Below are 18,069 nucleotides of genomic sequence, written 5' to 3'. Positions count from 1 at the left end.
AACGTCTATTCAGCGCCCCGCAAGGAGTTTGGCACTAACATGGCCGTCATGACCACGCTGCCCCGCATTTCCCGCCTGGCCCTCGCTGCGGCCCTCCTGATCCCCACCGTCGCCCATGCGAGCGAACTCACCCCCGAGCAAATGGCCTGGTATCGCGCCCAGATGGGGCTCGCATCGGTATCGGGACCGCCGCCATCGCCCAATTCGGTCGGCGATGCGGTGATGGAGTGGCGCCGCCTGACCGCGAACACCGGCGCGTCGTTCGACCAGCTTTCGCGCTTTCTGATGGCGAACCGCGGCTGGCCCGACGCCGAAAAGCTGCGCACGCGAGCAGAGAAAGCGATCTCGCTCGACAGCTACGACCCCGCGCGCACCCTTGCCTATTTCCAGTCCTATCCGCCGCAGACCGCGAGCGGGCAGCTTCGCTACGCCCTCGCGCTCAACGCCGCAGGCCGGCGCGAGGACGCCAACGCCGCGGTCCGCCGCGCGTGGACGAGCGGGCCGCTCGACGATTATGAAACGAGCCGCGCGCTCAGCATGTTCCCCGGCGCGATCACCCCCGCCGACCATGACGCGCGCATGGACAAGCTGCTGTGGCTCAACGCGACCGCGGCGGCGAGCCGCCAGCTCGCTTACACCTCGCCCGCCAAGCGCAGCATCTTCGCGGCACGGCTCGCGATGCGCAGCGGCGCGGTCGACGCGGCTTTTCAGGCGGCGGCGGTCGAAAGCGCGAACCCGTCGCTGACGCGCACCGACCCCGGCTATATCACCGCGAAAGCGACCTGGCTGCGTGCGTCGGGGCGCGCCGGCGAAGCGCGCGCGCTGCTCGCCGCGCCGCGGTCGCTGGCAAAACCGCCGACCGATGCCGAAGAATGGCTGGAAACCTTGCTCACCAACGCACGGCTTGCCGATTCGGGCGGCGACAAGCTGACCGCCTATAATATCGCGCGCCAGCTCGACGACGCGCTGCCGCCCGGCACCGTCGTCCGCGAAACCCCGCTCGGCGTGCGCGACGATTACACATCGCTCGCCTGGCTCGCCGGGCAGCTCGCGCTGAACGACCTGCGCCGCCCGGCCGAAGCGGTGCGGCATTTTCGCGCCTATGGCGAAGCCGCACGCTCGGCGCAGACGCGCACCAAGGGCTTTTACTGGGCGGGCCGCGCGGCACTGGCAGCGGGCGACCGCACCAGCGCAAACGCGCATTTCACCGACGCGGCGCAGCATTACGACCAGTTCTACGGCCAGCTCTCGCTCGAAAGGCTGAACCGCCCGCAGCCCAAGCCGACGCCCGACCCGACGATCGAGGTCAGCAGCGGCGAGCGCCGCGCGTTCGAGGACGACCGGCTGGTGCGCGCCGCACGCGCGCTCGGCGAGATCGGCGCATGGCGCGAACAATCGGCGTTCCTGCGCGCGCTCGCGCAACAGGCCAGCTCCCCCGCCGACCATGTGCTCGCCGGGCAGCTTGCCAAGCAAATCGGGCGCCCCGACCTGGGCGTGATGATCGGACGCAGCGCGCAGGCGAACAGCCTCGACGCGGTCGAGGTGTCGGGCTTCCCGACGGTGCGCGTGCCGTCGGGCCACGAAAGCAACTGGACCTTCATCCACGCGATCACGCGGCAGGAAAGCCAGTTCGACCGCGCCGCGATCAGCCATGCCGGCGCGCGCGGCATGATGCAGCTGATGCCGGGCACCGCACGCGAAGTCGCGGGCAAGCTGGGGATGAGTTACGACGCGGGATCGCTGACCACCGACACCAACTACAACATGACCCTGGGGTCGACCTATTTCCAGCAGATGCTGCGCTATTATGGCGGCAGCTATCCGCTCGCGGTCGCGGCCTATAATGCCGGCCCCGGCAATGTGAACAAATGGCTGCGCGCCAACGGCGATCCGCGCACCGGCGCGGTCGACATTATCGACTGGATCGAGGCGATCCCGATCTTCGAGACGAAAAATTATGTCCAGCGCGTGCTCGAAAATGCGGTGGTCTATGACACGCTGCGCGACGGCGGCACCGCGCGGGCGAAGGCCCCGCTGAGCTTCTACCTCGGCAAGCGCACGCCGGGGTAAGAACCGCATGGCGGGGGACAAGACGAACATCATCAGCCCTGCGGGCTATGCCGCGCTGCGCGCCGAATATGACGCGCTGCTTGGACAGGAGCGGCCCAAGCTGGTCGAGGTGATCAGCTGGGCCGCAGGCAACGGCGACCGCAGCGAGAATGGCGACTATATCTATGGCCGCAAGCGGCTGCGCGAGATCGACCGGCGCCTGGGCTTTCTTGCCCGGCGCATGAAGGCGGCGCGCGTCGTCGACCCGGCCGAGCAACCCGACAAGAGTCGCATCTGGTTCGGCGCGACGGTCGAGCTTGCCGATGACGACGATGCGCGGCGCGTGGTCACATTGGTGGGCGATGACGAGGCCGAGGCCGGCGAAGGCCGGATCGGCTGGAACAGCCCCCTCGCCCGCGCGTTACGCGGCGCTGCGGTGGGCGATCTGCGCACCGTGCAGCTCCCCGCCGGGCCGAAGGAATGGGAAGTGATGGGGGTCGGCTATCCCACCGCTTGATTTTCGCCCCTATCCTCACGTTCGCCAAACTTACCCAAACGAATCAATGGGGGGAACGACGGCTTTCGACCGATTGCGGACATTTGGCTTTCTCGGACTTCATGTTATCTGCGGAGTATGTCTAGCGTCGTATCAGCCAGCCGTACGAGAACGGGGAGCGCTCGCAGGAAGGCGCGCGCTCACCAGTCGGTGCCGAAACTGGACGGGAGTTTAGATCATGTCGGTGACCCGTTCGGCCAGAGCAGAGCTGCCAAGCAGGCTGCGATTGAAAAGTTCAGAAGCGCTGCGGCGCTCAAAAATAAGGCAGAGTAGCTTCGGGCTTTGCTAGATGCGCGCTACGACGGGAAGCGACCGAACCTAGCCGTCGCCCCCGCGAAGGCGGGGGCCGCTGTCGTTTTACACAATGCCGCTGAGTAAGGCCGCTAGCGGCCCCCGCCTTCGCGGGGGCGACGGTTGTGGAATGTCCGCTCCCCACCCCAAAACTGACATTCCATGCAGCGTTGCGCGCGTCACCATCGACAAAGTGGATGAAGCGCTAACGGCCAATAATCCGATGCCGGGCCGACTATAATGGAGGAAAGATCACGGCTGCAGCAGCGCCGGAATGATCCACACCGCCGACAGTATGATGATCACCGCGATCAACGAAATGGCCAGTACATAGCGGACATTATGTCCCTTTACCCCGCTGCTTGCCTCGGTCTCGGTCACTTCGACATGGTCATCGACGACTTTCATGGTTCGTCTCCCTTTCTGGTTTCTTCAGAACGCGGCCCGTGTGCGGGCGTTCCCGCACGCGGGGCCTGGAGAGAGTTGCCAGAGGGTCTGTAAGCCGGGTTCTGTCCCCCCCTTGCGGGGATAGGCGATCATTCCTCTAGGCGGACGGTTGCCCGAACGCTCAAGCAGTCAACCCGGACGGCGGGGCCGGAACCGACCCTGGATAAATCCGTGCCATCCCTATTCGACCTTGCTCCCGGTGGGGTTTGCCGTGCCGCGTCCGTTACCGTCCGCGCGGTGCGCTCTTACCGCACCCTTTCACCTTTCGCCGGGCCGAGGCCTTTGGCGGTCTGCTCTCTGTGGCACTTTCCCTGAACCGGCCCTTCGGACCGGCCCGCCGGACGTTATCCGGCACCGTGGTTTCCGTGGAGCCCGGACTTTCCTCCCCCGCTTGCGCGGCGGCGATCGCCCGACCCTCTGGCGCGGATGATTATAAGCCTTCCTGCCGAGTTTGACGAGTCAATTGCCCTCGGGCTGCGGCAGCAACAGCGCGAGCAGGATCGCGCGGCATTCGCCGTCGATCGTGCCGTCGATCAGTTCGGGGCGGAAACGCCGCTGGAACGCCACCGTCGCCGCGAAGCCGTCGGTCACGTCATAACCGAAGCGTTCGAGCGCGAGCAGGAAGCCCGCGTCGGTCCACAAGGGATCGGTGAGCTTCTTTGTGGGGCGCGGCAGCGCGAGGCGGCGGCGCGCAAGTTCCTCCCAGGGGAAAAGCTCGCCCGGATCCTGTTTGCGCGTCGGGGCGATATCCGAATGGCCGACGACATTGCCGCGGGTGATCGCGTGGCGGTCCTTGACCATGTGGACGAGACGGACGACCGAGGCGATCTGCGGGTCGGGAAAGGGCACATAGCCCCATTCATGCCCCGGGTTGACGATCTCGATCCCGACGCTCGCCGAATTGATGTCGCTGACGCCGCGCCAGTGCGATTTGCCCGCGTGCCAGGCGCGCTTGTCCTCGGGCACCATATGGGTGATCTGGCCGTCCTCGCTGACGACATAGTGCGCCGACACCTTCGCCTCTGGATTGGCAAGCCAATCAATGGCTTCGGCACCGGTCTTCATACCGGTATAGTGGAGAATGATCATCGAAATGGGCAGCGAACGCTCGTCGAAGTTGGGAGACCAGCGTTCGATAAAATCGCTCATGCGCTTTGCGGGTCCATCCTGTTCTTGCCAATCCGTCGATTGCGCCAGCGGGGCGCAAAAAGCAAGGTCAGGCGGCGATCGAGCGCGAATCTGGCCGGCGGACCTGCTGGTCGGCGGGTTCGTAAAGGCCGCGCAGGCGCGGGCTCGCGACGAACTGGTCGGTCTGCCCAAGCACCGTTTCGCCGGCGCCGAGAACGAGGAAGCTTTGCGGCGCCGCCATCGCGCGCAGCCGCGCAAAGGCTTTCTGGCGCATCGGTGCCGAAAAATAGAGCAGCAGGTTGCGGCAGAAAATGAGGTCCGCCGGGCTCGCCAGCGGCGGCCGGTCGGTGAGCATATTCTGCACCGAAAAGTCAATCCGGCGCCTGATATCCGCCTTGGCGAGCCAGCCGCCCTCGGTCTGATCGAACCAGCGCACCATTCGTTGGACGGGCAGCCCGCGCTGAATCTCGAACTGAGTGTAGAGGCCGACGCGCGCGCGGCCGATCGCATGATGGCTGACGTCGGTGCCGACGATATCGACCTGCCACCCCGCCCATTTCGCGCCCTGTTCGGCGATCAGCATCGCCATCGAATAGGCTTCCTGTCCCGTCGATACGCCGCAATGCCAGATCGTCAGCCGGCGGCGCAGCTTGTTGATCTCGCGAATTTGCTCGAGTGCTGTCGCAGCTATCTCGTCAAAAACGCTGTATTCGCGATAGAAATAGGTCTCGTTGTTGAGCATGGCGTCGACCGTATCGTCGAGCAGTGCCCGGCTGGTCGAGGTGACGAGCGCGGCGACCAGCGCGTCGAGATCGGCGATGCCGTGACGCTGCATCACCGGTTTGAGCGACATTTCGATCCGCCAGATGCGGCTGGGCGAAAGCGTCTGCCCGGTGCGCGATTCGAGCACGCCCATCAGGACGCGATAGGCCGATTCGCTGGCGCTGCCCCCCATCATGACTTGCGCCTTCCGGGCAGGAAGCTGCCGAGCATCAGCGCGATCGCGTCAGGATTGAGCGTCACCGCGGCGATGCCCGACTTCGCCACCGCGCCCGGCATGCCCCAGATCACGCAGCTTTCGGGCGCCTGCGCGAAGATCGTTCCGCCCGCATCCTTCAATCGCGCCGCGCCGATCGCGCCGTCACGGCCCATGCCGCTGAGGATCACGGCGATGCCGCCCTTGCCATAGACGCCGGCGACCGAAGCGAGCATCGGGTCGGCGGACGGACAACAACCATTGTCGACGGGGTGATGATCGAGCGCGATTTCGCGGCGCCGGGCGCCCTCGACGACGATCAGATGCGCGTTGCCGGGCGCGAGATAGATAGAGTTTGGTTCGATCGCCATGCCCGCTTCGGCGACGCGCACCCGGCGCGCCGTCATCATCCCGATCTGCTTCGCGTAAAACTCCATGAAGGCGTCGGGCAGATGCTGGGTCAGCAGGATCGGTGCGCTGATCCGCGGATCGAGGTGCGCGAGGAAATTGGTGAAGGCGGGAATGCCGCCGGTCGACGCCGCGACCGCGATGCACTCGATCGGCTGGTCGGTGTCGATCGCGAGCGCGGCCGGCTGCGACGCGCGGCGTTCGGCGGCCGGCACCGGCGCCGGATGGTCCTGCCGGTGGCCGAGCGTCATGATCCGCTCGGTCAGCACATCGGCGAAGCGCCCCGAAAAGCTGCCGCGCCCGGGCTTGGCAAGCGTGTCGCTAGCACCGAGCGCGAGCGCCTCGATCGCGGCGGGGCCGCCCTCAACGCAGTTCGAGGAGAGGATGAGCACGCGGGCCTTTTCGGCGCGTTCCAATATGTGCGGCAGCGCGTCGATGCCGTTCATGCCCGGCATTTCGACGTCGAGCACGACGACATCGACGGGCTCGCGCGAGAGATAGTCGAGCGCGTCCTGCGCCGAGGCGACCGAAGCGCAGATTTTGAGCCCCGCGCGCTGATCGACGATCCGTTCGAGGATGCTGCGAACGACGAGGCTGTCGTCGACGAGCATCACGCGCACGGTGCGTGCGGTTGGCTCCGGGTCCGGTATCAGGGGTTGCGGTTGAGCCACGCGCAGGGTTTCCGGATTCAGGCGATGCCGACGAGCTGCAATTTTCCTTCCAGCGTTTCGCGGTCGAACGGCTTCATCACATATTCGTCGGCGCCCGCCTCGATCGCGGCGCGGATATGGTCGATGCTGTTTTCGGTGGTGCAGAAAACGACGCGCGGCCGCTCGTGATGCCCATAGTCGAGATCGTTGAACGCGCCGAGGAACTCCATGCCGCTCATCACCGGCATATTCCAGTCGAGCAGGATCACGTCGGGCCGATTGGCGCGGCAAAAGGTCAGCGCCTCCTGCCCGTCGGCCGCTTCATCGACGGCAAAGGACATGCTTTCAAGGATATGGCGCGCGACCTTGCGAATGACTTTGCTGTCATCGACCACCAGACAAGATTTCGACATTCAATTAACTCCGACCCCCGGGAATTTGGGATGTTTACCGCCAAGGCGTGTGCAGCCCGTTAATAAACGGCCAGATTCATGCGGCAATTAAGGTAGGCAGCGAGATAAAGTTGGACGGGTCGACGACGAGCAGCGAAGCGCCCTGATATTCGATCACCGCGTCGGCGACGCGCGCCCACCCGGGAAGCAGCTTGCCGGTGATGCGCGTCTCGGGCGCCTCGATAAAACAGACATCCTCGATTTCGTCGGCGAGCAACGCATAGCCATGCTCGGCGACCTCGACGACGATCACCCGCTGTCCCGGCGCCACGGGCACCGCGGAAAGGCCGATGACGACATGCGGATCGACGAGGGTGAAGACGCGGCTGCGCAACGCGAAAAGCCCCGCGACATGCGGCGGCGCACCGGGCACCTCGACCGGAGTGCCGACGGTGACGACCGAATGGATCGCGCGGCTGCGCAGCGCGACGCGCGTGTCGGCGATGCGCGCGACGAGATAGAGTTTTTCCATCATTTGCCCGCTCCCCCGACGCTGCGGCGCATCGCATCGAGCAGCGCCTGGCGGTCGTAGCGATAGACGGTTTCGTCCTCCGGTCCCGCCGCCGCGATCGACGTGCGCAGCCGGATCACCGGCACACCCCCGGCGAGCTGCAAGCAGAGCGCGTCGTCGCCGGTGAGGCAGAGCAGCACGTCAGGCGCCTCGTCGGACGGGTCGCCGTCCGCGATCACCCGGTAACCGGCGCTGCGCAGGATCGGGGCGAGGAAATTGTCGCCCCAGCCGTCGCGATCGTCGGCAAGCCGGCACAGTGGCTGGCGCGGAGTCAGAGCAGTCGCCGCGCCCGCGGCATATTGCTCCATCAGCCAGAAGGGATCGATGAGCTCGACCGGCTCGCCGCCGACGAGCACGACACCGGCGACCAGCCCCGGCGCCGCCGACGGCTGCACCGCGTCGGGCAGGCGGACGATGTCGATCACCTCCGCAATCGGGTAACAGAGCACCGCCTGACCGTCGTAGAGGCGAAGGAGTTTCAGCGTTCCTTGACCCCCAGGCAGCGCCGCAGCATGCACCGGGAAGATTTCGTCGCCGATCTGGGCCTGTATCCGCCCCGCGCTTTCGAACAAGGCCGACACCGGCACTTCCTCGACCCGCTCGATCACCGACAGACGAATGCCGCGAATGCGGGCGTTCGTGTCGCGGAAGAGCAAAAGCTGCGCGGCATTGCGCGCTGCCACCGCCTCGGCTTCGGCTTCGGCGGTCCGGTCGCGGCTGCGGCCCGCCTCGCTCGCATCGATGGCGGCGGCGGCGAGCAGACCCTGAACGTCGAGCAGCAGCACCGGGCGGCCGTTGTCGGGGAGCGTGGTTCCGGCATAAAGCCCGGTCGCCATGATCATCGGCGCGGCGGGCTTGATCACCAGTTCCTCATGATCGTGGATCGCGGCGACGCTCAGCGCATAGCTTTGCCCCTGCCCCGGCCGGACGATGACCAGCGCACGATCGTCGACGTCGTCGCCATCGTGGCGCTCGCGGCCGAGTATGGTTTCGAGGCGGAGCAGCGGATATTGCTCTTCGCGCACCGTCGCCAATTCGCCGCCGCCGACCCGGTCGATACGCACCGTATCGCCGCTTTCGAGCAGGATTTCACGCACCGCACCGCGTGGAATCGCGAAATATTGCCCCGCTGCACGCACCATCAGGCCCGAGATGATCGTCAGCGTCATCGGCACACGAAGCAGGATCGTCAGTCCGCGGCCCTCGTCGTTGCGCAGTTCGACAATGCCGCCGATCTTTTCGACATTCGCCTTGACGATATCCATCCCGACGCCGCGGCCGGAGATGGCGGTGACCTTCGCAGCGGTCGAGAATCCCGGCCGGAAGATCAGCTCGAGCTTTTCCTTCGGCCCCAGCGCGCGCGCTTCGGTCGCGGTCACAAGGCGCGCCGCGATGGCCTTTGCGACGAGCGCATCGGGAGAGAGCCCGCGGCCGTCGTCGCGGATTTCGATTTCGATCTGATTGCCCGACTGGCGCGCCGACACCGAAATGGTCGCCGTAATCTCCTTGCCCGCCGCGACGCGATCCTCGAGCGGCTCGACGCCGTGATCGATCGCGTTGCGGACGATATGGATCAACGGATCGCGGATATTCTCCATCATTTCGCGGTCGAGTTCGACTTCGCCGCCGCTCGTCTGGAAAGCGATTTTCTTGCCCAATTCCTGCGCCAGATCGCGGACGATGCGCGGCAGCGGCGCGAACAGCTTGTCGATCCGCTGCATCCGCATTTGGCTGACCGACTGCCGCATTCCCGCGATCGAATCGGACAGACGGTCGAACGAGGCGATCAGCGACAGGTCCGCCCCCGATTCGCGCAGCATCCGGGCGAATTCGTTGCGCGCGAGCACAATGTCGGTGACGCCCGTCATCACGCTGTCGAGCAGCGGCAGCGGGACGCGGATCGAACGCCAGCTTTGCAGATCGGCGCCAAGATCGTCCTCCCGGCGCAGCGGAACCCCCGCGATTTCGTGCGGGGCATCCGCCTCCGCCCGCTGAACCAAGGCGCCGATGACGTCGCGGTCGTCGCCTGCAGGTTCGCTTCCATCCTGTCCAAGCGCGGCGCACAGCTCGTTCAGCCGGTCGAGGACGCCGAGCACGCCCGTGACGAGCGCGGCGTTCGCGGCGCGGTTGCCGCGGCGCACCTGATCGAGCGCATCTTCGGCGGCATGCGACAGCGCCGTGACCCGCGGCAGGGCAAGGAAGCCCGAGCTGCCCTTGATCGTGTGGACGAAACGGAAAATGGCGTCGAGCTGCGCGCGGTCGGTGGGATCCGCCTCCCACGCGACGATCGCCCCGCCCGCTTCGGCGAGGATTTCCGCCGTTTCGGCCAAAAAGTCGTTCAGCAGATCGTCCATCGCCGTACCGGTGCGCCCCAAAAACTGAGGCTTCACCATGGCCGACAATGGTTAAGGTTGGCTTTACTTGGCCTGCCCGGCGACGGGAAAGCGAGGGGGCAAACCATTGTTTCGCGACCGCTCGGCGCGATCGGCGGGCAATGCGGGGGAACCCTGCCCGCGGCTGCGCGTATTCGGGCACGAGCTGACCGGGAGGAATTTCATGCGATTGAAGATATTTGCGCTGACAGGTGCGGCGGCGCTGGTGCTGACTGCGTGCACGACGAAGGAAGAGCAGGCGCAAGACGGCACGACGAACACCTCCACCGGCGGTGTCGTGCGCGAGGAGGCCAAAGCCGAAACGGGAACCCCGCCGGTCACGCCGATGCCCGCGGCGACGGTCATCCAGTCGCAGCCCGGCCCCGACGGTTCGCAGGTCGACCTGCTTTCGGTCAAGGTCACGGGCGATATCCTGACGGTCACCCTGCGTTGCTCGAGCCCCGAGCGATATAATCGCGAAACGATCCGCGTCGCCCAGGTCAGCGTGATCGACGATGCCACGTCGCAGCGCATTGGCGTGCTGAAGGACAATGAAGGCAATGCGATGGTGTCGAACCTCAGCCGCAGCAGCAGCCCTGATAACGACAATATGATGGTCGATTGCACCTCCAAGCCCGGCGTGATGTGGGCCAAATTTCCGGCGCCGCCGGCCACCAGCCCCACGGTTTCGATCAATCTTCCCGGGGTCGCGCCCTTCGACGGCATTTCCGTCCAGCGATGAAGCGGGCGCTTCTGTCCGTCGCCGCCGCCGCTTCGATCGGTGGCTGTTCGGCGAACGCCCCGGCCGATGCCGCCAACGAGGACGAAAGCCCGACCGCGACGCCGGCTGCCGCCGACCCGGCCCCACCGCCGGCTGGCCCGAGCCTGAGCGCAAAAGTCAGCCCGCTCACGGGCGCGGTCAGCGGGCTTCGGACGCGGGTCACCGACATGGGCACGATCATCGACCTGCCCGCCGACGCGCTGTTCGAATATGACAAGGCCGTGCTGACCCCTGCGGCCGAGGTGGAACTGCGCAAGGCGACCGAGATGATCCGCCGCAGCCCGTCCGGGGCGATCCGGGTGATCGGACATACCGACAGCAAGGGCGATGAAGCCTACAACCAGAGGCTTTCCGAAGCGCGCGCGAAGACCGTCGCGGATTGGCTTCGCGAGCAGGTCGGCGTTCGCCAGCGCGAGTTTCTGGTGTCGGGCCGGGGCGAAACCGCGCCGATCGCGCCCAACGAAAGTGCCGCGGGCGGCGATGATTCCGCCGGGCGCGCAAAGAACCGGCGGGTCGAGCTGGTTGTGCCGACAACAGGCAGCCGATCGTCAGCCCCCGCCGGGTGACGCCGTCGCGGGAGAAGGCCGTCAGCGCCCTCTAAGTACCGCGCCGACGAGCAGCGAGGTCGGCGTCTCGCGCGCCAGCATCACAGTGCCGTCGCTCTGCCGCGCGACCGCCTGCACCAGTACCGCGGGCGCGGTGCGCGAGGTCATGGCGGTTGCGCCTTCGCCTTCGGCGAGGATGCGTTCGACATCGGCATCGAGGAAAATCCGCTCGGCCTCTACGTGCAGCGCGATTTCGATGCCTTCCGCCTGCTTTTCGCAGCCGATATCGAGCCGGCCGCCGCGCACCAGCGCATCGACGAGCAGCAGCGCGAGGTTGAGGATGATCTTGACCGCCGGCTTGGGCAGCGGATCGCTGCCGATCATCCAGTTAAGCTCGATCGCGCGGTCGCCAATGATGCCCTGGATTGCCGATTTGGCTTCATCGGCCGGCACGAGTTCGCCGAAGCCGCCCGCCGAACCGAAGGCAAGGCGAAAGAATTTGAGCTTGTTCGCCGAGGTGCGCGCGCTCTGCTCGAGCAATTCGATGCAGCGCGCCCGCATGTCGGGGTCTTTTTCGTCGGCGAGCAGTTCGAGGCCGTTGGCGAAGGCGCCGACCGGGCTCAAGAGGTCGTGACACAGGCGCGAAGCCAGCATCGAGGCGAAATCGACGCGATCGTCGGACATGGATGAACAGGCTCCCCAGCGCAGTGGCCGGATATTTCCGGCGTGGATCGCTCCTAGGGCAGGGATAGGCGCGAGGGCAAGCTGGTTCCTGGTCCATTCACCTCACTCGCCGTCATCGGGCGCGCGCCTCCGCCCCTTGAAAATCGGTGCCCCGGCCCCATATCCCCAGCGATGTTGGGGGACGACGAGATACTTACCGTGACGCTTCAGGATCGCGCGGCCGGGTTGCGGCTCGACCGGGCGCTCGCCGAAGCGCTCCCATCCCTTTCGCGCGAGCGGTTGAAGACGCTGATCAAGGGCGGCCGCGTTGCCGATGCGAGCGGCACGATCTTGTGGGACCCGTCGGCCAAAGCCGCTGCGCCCGCGACGATCGAGGTTCGCCTGCCCGCCGCGAAGCCCGCGCATAACGTCGCGCAGGACATGGACCTTGTCATCGCGTTCGAGGACGAGCATCTGATCGTCATCGACAAGCCCGCCGGGATGGTCGTCCATCCCGCCGCGGGCAATCTCGACGGCACGATGGTCAATGCGCTGCTCCATCATTGCGCGGGGCAATTGTCGGGAATCGGCGGTGTCGCGCGCCCGGGGATCGTCCACCGGATCGACAAGGACACGAGCGGGCTGATCGTCGCCGCCAAGCACGACAAGGCGCACGAAGGGCTCGCGAAGCAATTCGCCGCGCACAGCATCGACCGCCGCTACCTCGCGATCGCGACCGGGCGCCCGATGCCCGCGAACGGCACCGTCGATGCCGCGCTCGGCCGGTCTGCTACCCACCGCAAGAAAATGGCGGTGGTCGCCGAAGGACGCGGCAAGCGTGCGGTCACCCATTACCGGACGGTCGAACCGCTGAAGAACGCGACGCTCGTCGAATGCCGGCTCGAAACCGGGCGCACCCACCAGGTGCGCGTCCATATGGCGCATATCGGCCATCCGCTCGTCGGCGATCCGGTCTATGGCCGGGCCAAAAAGCCGCTGTCGGAGGTGCTGAAAGCGCGGCATTTCGCGCGGCAGGCATTGCACGCGGCCCATTTGGGCTTTATTCATCCGGTGACCGGTAACAGGATCGCGCTCGACAGCGAACTCCCAGCGGACATGCGGGAACTGATCGATGAATTGCGCGTTTAGGTTTCGAATGAAAATCTATTTTGACCGTGGATGTCAACCGCGGCATATCTCTCCTCTGGAATTTTAGGGAAGACGCTATGGCTAACAAAAGCAACGTTCCGGCAGTGGTGCCCGCGCTCGGCGGTGAGGCGAGCCTGAACCGCTATCTGGCCGAAATCCGCAAATTTCCGCTTCTGACGCCCGAGCAGGAATATATGCTCGCCAAGCGTTTTCAGGAGCATGAAGACAGCGAGGCGGCGGCGCAACTCGTCACCTCGCACCTCCGCCTCGTCGCGAAGATCGCGATGGGTTATCGCGGCTATGGCCTGCCGGTCAGCGAGTTGATCAGCGAAGGCAATATCGGATTGATGCAGGGCGTGAAGAAGTTCGACCCCGAACGCGGCTTCCGCCTCGCGACCTATGCGATGTGGTGGATCCGCGCCTCGATCCAGGAATTCATCCTCCGCTCGTGGAGCCTCGTCAAGATGGGCACCACCGCGGCGCAGAAGAAGCTGTTCTTCAACCTCCGCCGGATGAAGAACAATCTCGAAGCCTTCGAGGACGGCGACCTGTCGCCCGAGCATGTCGCCAAGATCGCGACCGACCTTGGCGTGACCGAGGACGAGGTCGTCAGCATGAACCGCCGCATGGCGATGGGCGGCGACACCTCGCTCAACGTGCCCATGGGCGAGGATGGCGACAGCCAGTGGCAGGATCTGCTCGGCGACGAAGGCCCGCTGCAGGACGAACGCGTCGCCGAAGCGCAGGAACGCGACGTGCGGCATGCGCTGCTCAACGAGGCGCTCGAGACGCTCAACGAACGCGAGCGCCACATTCTGACCGAGCGCCGCCTGACCGACGACCCCAAGACGCTCGAGGATTTGAGCCAAGTCTATGACGTCAGCCGCGAGCGCGTCCGCCAGATCGAGGTGCGTGCGTTCGAAAAGCTGCAAAAGGCGATGCTCAAGCTCGCGGGCGACCGGCGCCTCGTCGGGGCCTGACTGCTCAGAAACGCCGGGCGTAGCCCGCGTAGAGCTGAATGTCGGCGCTGTTACGATTGAGCCCGGCATTGACGCCCATGTCCCATTGGCTGTCGGCGCCGGACTCCCATCCCAGCGACAGACCGGCCAGAGCCTCGGTCGCATGCCCGCCGGGATCGCGGTCGCGGGTCAGCGACAGTTCGGCCGTCGCCGACACCTCGTCCGACAGGGCGAACCCCAGGCCGGCGACCGATCCATAGGCGAGGTGGCGCCCGTCGCCATCGGCATCGACCGCCGCATCGACATGCGGCGAGAGCCCGAGCGAAATCGCGCCGAGTTCGAAACTGACCGGCACGATCAGCCCCGCGCCCCAGTCGCCCGCCCCGACTCCCTCCCCGCCCACCGCCAGCGTGGCGTAAGGCATCAGCGCGGCCGAGAAGCCCGAGCTGTCGGGATTGATGAGATTCTGGCGCAGCGCGAGCGTGACGTCGCCGGTTCGCGTCCATCGCGCAACATCGCCGGTCGGCCGGTCGCGCTCGCGCACATGGCCGAGCATCGTCCAGCCTATCTGGGCTTCGAGCGACGGCGTAAGTCCCGTGCGGAGCAGCGCGCCGCCGAAGGCGAAGCTGTCGGTGCGGCTGTCGGCATCGCGGTCGAGCGTCCAGTCGGCGATCCCGGTCTCAAGCATCGTTGCGCCCGAATCGAGTGTGCAGGCGGGCGTCCCCAGCCCCGGCCGGTCGGGGCAAAGATCGCGGCGCCCATCTTGCCCGAGCGCCGGCACGGTGAAAGTGAGCGCAGCGACGAGCAGGACGGATCGAAGTGGCATCGGAGCCTCTCTTTCGTCGCTTTTCTTTCCGAAACCCGATCGACCTATCAAGCCCGCTTGCCTCGAAACGGCAAGCGGTTAATTTGCCGCCATGGCAACCTCCTCCCGCGCGAAGAAGCGCAAGCTCCCCTGGTATCTCCGTCCGTTCAAATGGCTGCTCTGGTTCGTCGTCATCTCGGTCGTGTGGGTGCTCGTCTACGTCGTCGTGCCGCCGCCTGTGACGCTGACAATGCTGCTCGACAGCAACGGCATCACCAAGGATTGGGAAAGCCTGTCGAACATCGACCGCAACATGGTGCGCGCGGTGATCGCGGCCGAGGACGGCAAATTCTGCAGCCATAAGGGCTTCGACCGCGACGCGATCGAAGAGGCGATCGAGCGCAACGCCAAGGGCAAGAAGCTGCGCGGCGGATCGACGGTCAGCCAGCAGACCGCGAAGAATGTCTTCCTGTGGCAGGGCAGCGGGTGGACGCGCTATGTCCGCAAGGTACCCGAAGTGTGGTTCACCTTCCTGATCGAGACGATCTGGGGCAAAAGGCGGATCATGGAGGTTTACCTCAACGTCGCCGAGACGGGCATCGGCACCTATGGCGTCGAGGCGGGCGCGCAGCGCTATTTCAAGCATGGCGCGGCCAAGCTGACTCCGCGCGAGGCGGCGCGGATCGCGGCGATCCTGCCGCTGCCCAAGAAGCGCGAGGCGATCAGCCCGTCGGGCTTCACGCGGCGTTACGGCAACACGATCACCGCGCGTATCGGCGTGGTGCGGCGCGACGGGCTGGATGCGTGCGTTTATAAATAGCGGTTTCGCCGGGGTGGTTTCCAGTCATTCGTCATCCCGGACTTGATCGGGATCCACCGCGGCGCCGGAGTCATGGACCCCGGATCAAGTCCGGGGTGACGATTATGGGTGGGTCAGCAACCGGCCGCCAACAGCCACGCCTCAACCGGATCGCCGCTAGGCCGGCTTCCAGCTCTTGCGCTCTTCGGCCTGTTTGAGCACTTCGAACGCCGCCTGCCCCGCCGCGAAGCGCTTTGCGGCCTCGGCGTCGCCGGGCTTGACGTCGGGGTGGCATTCCTTGGCAAGATTGCGCCACGCCTTTTTCGTTGCCTCGAAATCGGCATCGGGCTCGAGGTCGAGGATTTCGAGCGCGCGCATTTCGTCGGCGCTGCGGCTGCCGTCGCCCGATCCGCCCCACGCATAATGCTGCGCACGGGCATAGCTGCGTGCACCCTGCGCCTCCTCGGCGGCGCGCGCCGCGGCGTCCTCGGCCGAAAGGCCGGCGAAATAGTCCCAGCCGCGATTATATTCGGCAGCGTGCGCTTCGCAGAAATACCAGCGTTCGGGGCTGTTCGGCGATTTGGGCGCGGGGCAATTGCCGGGGTTGGTGCAGCCATGCCGGTCGCACAGGCGCACCTTCTGCGTCTCGCGCGACGAGCCATAGGCGCGCCAGCGGGGAAAACCCCAGTCGTCGGATCTCTTGGCGCGGCTCATTCCATCCCATGTAGCGGCGGAGGGCCGGAATTGCTAGCCGAGCGGGCCGAAAAACCTAGTCTTTGGGCTTGTACCCAAACGCTTTCGCCGCGAGTTTGACGACCGCCGGATCGCGGTCGGGCGGCGTCATCGGCACCGCCGCCTCGAGCGTTTCGACAATGTGGGTCAGCGCCGCGATACGCGCGGCCTTCTTGTTGTTGCCGTCGATCACCTTCCACGGCGCCCAGCGCGTGCTTGTCTGCGCAAACATTTCTTCGATCGCGGCGAGATAGTCCTTGCGTTTCGACCGGTTGCGATAATCTTCGATTCCGGTCTTCCAGCGCTTCCACGGGTCGTCGAGGCGCGCGGCGAAACGCTCGTCCTGCTCCTCCTGCGTGATATGGACGAACAGCTTGACGAGATTGGTCGCGCTGCCGGTCAGTTGCGCTTCGAACTCGTTGATCTCGTCATAGCCCTTGCGCCATTCGGCCTCGCTCGCGAAGCCTTCGACACGCTCGACGAGGACGCGGCCGTACCAGCTGCGGTCAAAGATCGAAATTTCGCGATTGCCGGGCAGGCGTTTCCAGAAGCGCCAGAGGAAATGGCGCGCCTTTTCCTCGTCGGTCGGTGCGCCGATCGGCCAGACCTCGAAAAAGCGCGGGTCAAGCGACGCGGTCAGCCGCTGGATGATCCCGCCCTTCCCCGCCGCATCCCAGCCTTCGAACATGATAATGCTGCGCTGGCCGTGGATGATATGCGCGGCCTGGAGCCGTTCGAGCCGATCCTCGAGCTCCCCGAGATCGTCGGAATAGTCGCCGTCATATTTGGCGGCGGTTTCATAATCGGAAAGGGCAATGCTCATCCGCCCACCCTAGCGCGCGTCGCCCTTCGCACCAAGCAGGCGATGCGCCGATGTCATTTTCTGGCACAGCACGGACCGATTTAACTGGGCGCGTCCTTATCAGAGAAAATTGGCGAGCAGTGCGGCGACGCGCGCCGGATTCTCCATCGGAATAAAATGGCTATGCTCGGCCCACAGCTCGTCACGCTCGGCGCCGATCGCCGAACCGAGGCCGGTCCAGGTCGGGCTCAATGAAAAGTCGAGTTCACCGCCGCGTTCGCCGGTTGGGGCGCGGATTAACGTCGAGGGCACCGACAGATAGTGCAACCATTCGTGCGGACTGGTGCGCAGCGCGTTCTGATAGACCGATGCCTCCAGAGCCGGTGGGCAGGCCAGCTCGAACCCTTCCCCATTGGCTGCGGGAAGCAGACCATGGGTGCAATAATCGGCGAGCACGTGCGGGTCCCAGCTCGCATAGGGCGGGCGGTCGGCGAAGCGTGCACGCATCTCTTCGGCGGCGGCCCAAACGTTGCGGCGCCGCGCGACGGGATGGCCGGCGGGATCGGGAATCGGCTTGGCACTCTCGCCCTCGTAAAAGGCGGGGTGCATGATCACCGGGTCGATCAGGACGAGGTGGGCGAAGGCGGCGGGCCGCTGCGACGCGAGGCGGGTCAGCACATAGGCGCCCATGCTGTGGCCGCAGCCGACGAGCGGATGGCCGCCGAGGCCGTCGAGCAAGGGCAGCAGCGCATCCGCGGTCGCCGACCAGCTGGCGAGGGTCGCGGGGCGATAGCTACGTCCATGACCGCGATGGTCGGGCGCGATGACGTGCGTGCCCGAAGGCAAGGCCGCAACCACCTGATCCCACAGGCGCGCGTGAAAGCCCGTGGCGTGGAGGAGGAGCAGCGAGGGCCGGTCCGAACGGTCGCCCCACTCGAACCAGCAAATCTCGCCGTCCGGTGTTTCCAGCCGGTGCTCCCGGGGTTCGCTCATC

General features: G+C 65.8%; 19 protein-coding genes and 1 other RNA gene. 7 read left to right on the top strand and 13 right to left on the bottom strand.

The features are described from left to right. Window positions 1-39 precede the first annotated feature (39 nt). Both FG95_RS06175 and greB read left to right on the top strand, forming a co-directional pair. Window positions 40-2,070 carry a lytic transglycosylase domain-containing protein gene (locus FG95_RS06175; RefSeq protein WP_037554707.1) on the top strand — a complete coding sequence of 677 codons (2,031 nt, stop codon included), beginning with the start codon at window positions 40-42 and terminating at the stop codon, window positions 2,068-2,070. 7 nt (window positions 2,071-2,077) lie between these two features. Next, on the top strand, window positions 2,078-2,566 hold the full coding sequence (gene greB, locus FG95_RS06170; RefSeq protein WP_037554706.1) for a transcription elongation factor GreB: 489 nt from the start codon (window positions 2,078-2,080) through the stop codon (window positions 2,564-2,566). Between the two features lie 582 nt (window positions 2,567-3,148). On the opposite strand, the gene FG95_RS20900 is transcribed toward greB, so the two are convergent. From FG95_RS20900 to FG95_RS06140, 8 genes are all read right to left on the bottom strand, one after another. Then, on the bottom strand, window positions 3,149-3,304 hold the full coding sequence (locus FG95_RS20900; protein ID WP_200880159.1) for a hypothetical protein: 156 nt from the start codon (window positions 3,302-3,304) through the stop codon (window positions 3,149-3,151). 74 nt (window positions 3,305-3,378) lie between these two features. Beyond that, an RNA gene (gene rnpB, locus FG95_RS19815) (RNase P RNA component class A) lies at window positions 3,379-3,764 on the bottom strand. A 38-nt stretch (window positions 3,765-3,802) separates the two neighbouring features. Next, entirely contained in the window at window positions 3,803-4,492 is a 690-nt protein-coding gene (locus FG95_RS06165; RefSeq protein WP_037554705.1) for an N-acetylmuramoyl-L-alanine amidase, read from the bottom strand. A 67-nt stretch (window positions 4,493-4,559) separates the two neighbouring features. Beyond that, window positions 4,560-5,429 (bottom strand): CheR family methyltransferase, encoded by an 870-nt coding sequence (locus tag FG95_RS06160; RefSeq protein WP_052182140.1) that lies wholly within the window; start codon window positions 5,427-5,429, stop codon window positions 4,560-4,562. Then, window positions 5,426-6,475 (bottom strand): chemotaxis-specific protein-glutamate methyltransferase CheB, encoded by a 1,050-nt coding sequence (gene cheB, locus FG95_RS06155; protein ID WP_268746857.1) that lies wholly within the window; start codon window positions 6,473-6,475, stop codon window positions 5,426-5,428. The genes FG95_RS06160 and cheB overlap by 4 nt, the downstream gene beginning before the upstream one ends. A 68-nt stretch (window positions 6,476-6,543) precedes the next feature. After that, window positions 6,544-6,918, bottom strand: a complete 375-nt coding sequence (locus FG95_RS06150) for a response regulator (protein ID WP_037554703.1) — start codon at window positions 6,916-6,918, stop codon at window positions 6,544-6,546. A 76-nt stretch (window positions 6,919-6,994) separates the two neighbouring features. Further along, on the bottom strand, window positions 6,995-7,432 hold the full coding sequence (locus tag FG95_RS06145; protein WP_052182138.1) for a chemotaxis protein CheW: 438 nt from the start codon (window positions 7,430-7,432) through the stop codon (window positions 6,995-6,997). Beyond that, a complete protein-coding gene (locus FG95_RS06140) occupies window positions 7,429-9,861 on the bottom strand; it encodes a chemotaxis protein CheA (RefSeq protein ID WP_235211477.1) in 2,433 nt (810 codons plus the stop codon). Before FG95_RS06140 ends, FG95_RS06145 begins: the two co-directional genes overlap by 4 nt. A 163-nt stretch (window positions 9,862-10,024) precedes the next feature. On the opposite strand from FG95_RS06140, the gene FG95_RS20720 reads away from it, so the two are divergent. Together FG95_RS20720 and FG95_RS06130 are read left to right on the top strand one after the other, a co-directional pair. Further along, a complete protein-coding gene (locus FG95_RS20720; RefSeq protein ID WP_161786537.1) occupies window positions 10,025-10,582 on the top strand; it encodes a hypothetical protein in 558 nt (185 codons plus the stop codon). Beyond that, window positions 10,579-11,187 (top strand): OmpA family protein, encoded by a 609-nt coding sequence (locus tag FG95_RS06130; RefSeq protein WP_052182137.1) that lies wholly within the window; start codon window positions 10,579-10,581, stop codon window positions 11,185-11,187. Before FG95_RS20720 ends, FG95_RS06130 begins: the two co-directional genes overlap by 4 nt. Before the next feature lie 21 nt (window positions 11,188-11,208). On the opposite strand, the gene FG95_RS06125 is transcribed toward FG95_RS06130, so the two are convergent. Next, on the bottom strand, window positions 11,209-11,850 hold the full coding sequence (locus tag FG95_RS06125) for a histidine phosphotransferase family protein (RefSeq protein WP_037554697.1): 642 nt from the start codon (window positions 11,848-11,850) through the stop codon (window positions 11,209-11,211). A 171-nt stretch (window positions 11,851-12,021) separates the two neighbouring features. Here FG95_RS06125 and FG95_RS06120 point away from each other — a divergent pair, with 171 nt between their 5' ends. After that, entirely contained in the window at window positions 12,022-12,978 is a 957-nt protein-coding gene (locus FG95_RS06120; RefSeq protein WP_037554695.1) for an RluA family pseudouridine synthase, read from the top strand. A 77-nt stretch (window positions 12,979-13,055) separates the two neighbouring features. After that, window positions 13,056-13,958 carry an RNA polymerase sigma factor RpoH gene (gene rpoH, locus FG95_RS06115; protein ID WP_037554693.1) on the top strand — a complete coding sequence of 301 codons (903 nt, stop codon included), beginning with the start codon at window positions 13,056-13,058 and terminating at the stop codon, window positions 13,956-13,958. A gap of 4 nt (window positions 13,959-13,962) precedes the next feature. Here rpoH and FG95_RS06110 read toward each other — a convergent pair whose 3' ends face one another. Then, the gene (locus FG95_RS06110) at window positions 13,963-14,763 is read right to left on the bottom strand and encodes a transporter (protein ID WP_052182136.1); all 801 of its coding nucleotides are present in this window, start codon (window positions 14,761-14,763) and stop codon (window positions 13,963-13,965) included. 91 nt (window positions 14,764-14,854) lie between these two features. Here FG95_RS06110 and mtgA point away from each other — a divergent pair, with 91 nt between their 5' ends. Further along, the gene (mtgA, locus tag FG95_RS06105; RefSeq protein ID WP_037554692.1) at window positions 14,855-15,562 is read left to right on the top strand and encodes a monofunctional biosynthetic peptidoglycan transglycosylase; all 708 of its coding nucleotides are present in this window, start codon (window positions 14,855-14,857) and stop codon (window positions 15,560-15,562) included. Window positions 15,563-15,718: 156 nt separating this feature from the next. Here the strand turns inward: mtgA and FG95_RS06100 are convergent, their stop codons facing one another. The 3 genes from FG95_RS06100 to FG95_RS06090 all read right to left on the bottom strand — a co-directional run bounded on the left by FG95_RS06100 (window position 15,719) and on the right by FG95_RS06090 (window position 18,068). Next, the gene (locus FG95_RS06100) at window positions 15,719-16,255 is read right to left on the bottom strand and encodes a J domain-containing protein (RefSeq protein ID WP_037554691.1); all 537 of its coding nucleotides are present in this window, start codon (window positions 16,253-16,255) and stop codon (window positions 15,719-15,721) included. 55 nt (window positions 16,256-16,310) lie between these two features. Beyond that, entirely contained in the window at window positions 16,311-17,096 is a 786-nt protein-coding gene (locus FG95_RS06095) for a polyphosphate kinase 2 family protein (protein ID WP_037554690.1), read from the bottom strand. A 99-nt stretch (window positions 17,097-17,195) separates the two neighbouring features. Then, complete coding sequence (locus tag FG95_RS06090; protein WP_037554689.1) at window positions 17,196-18,068, bottom strand: alpha/beta fold hydrolase; 873 nt, start codon at window positions 18,066-18,068, stop codon at window positions 17,196-17,198. Between the last annotated feature and the right edge of the window lies 1 nt (window position 18,069).

It is taken from the genome of Sphingopyxis sp. LC363 (genome assembly GCF_000756385.1).
Classification (GTDB): domain Bacteria; phylum Pseudomonadota; class Alphaproteobacteria; order Sphingomonadales; family Sphingomonadaceae; genus Sphingopyxis.
This window is presented reverse-complemented; position numbering and strand designations above follow the sequence as displayed.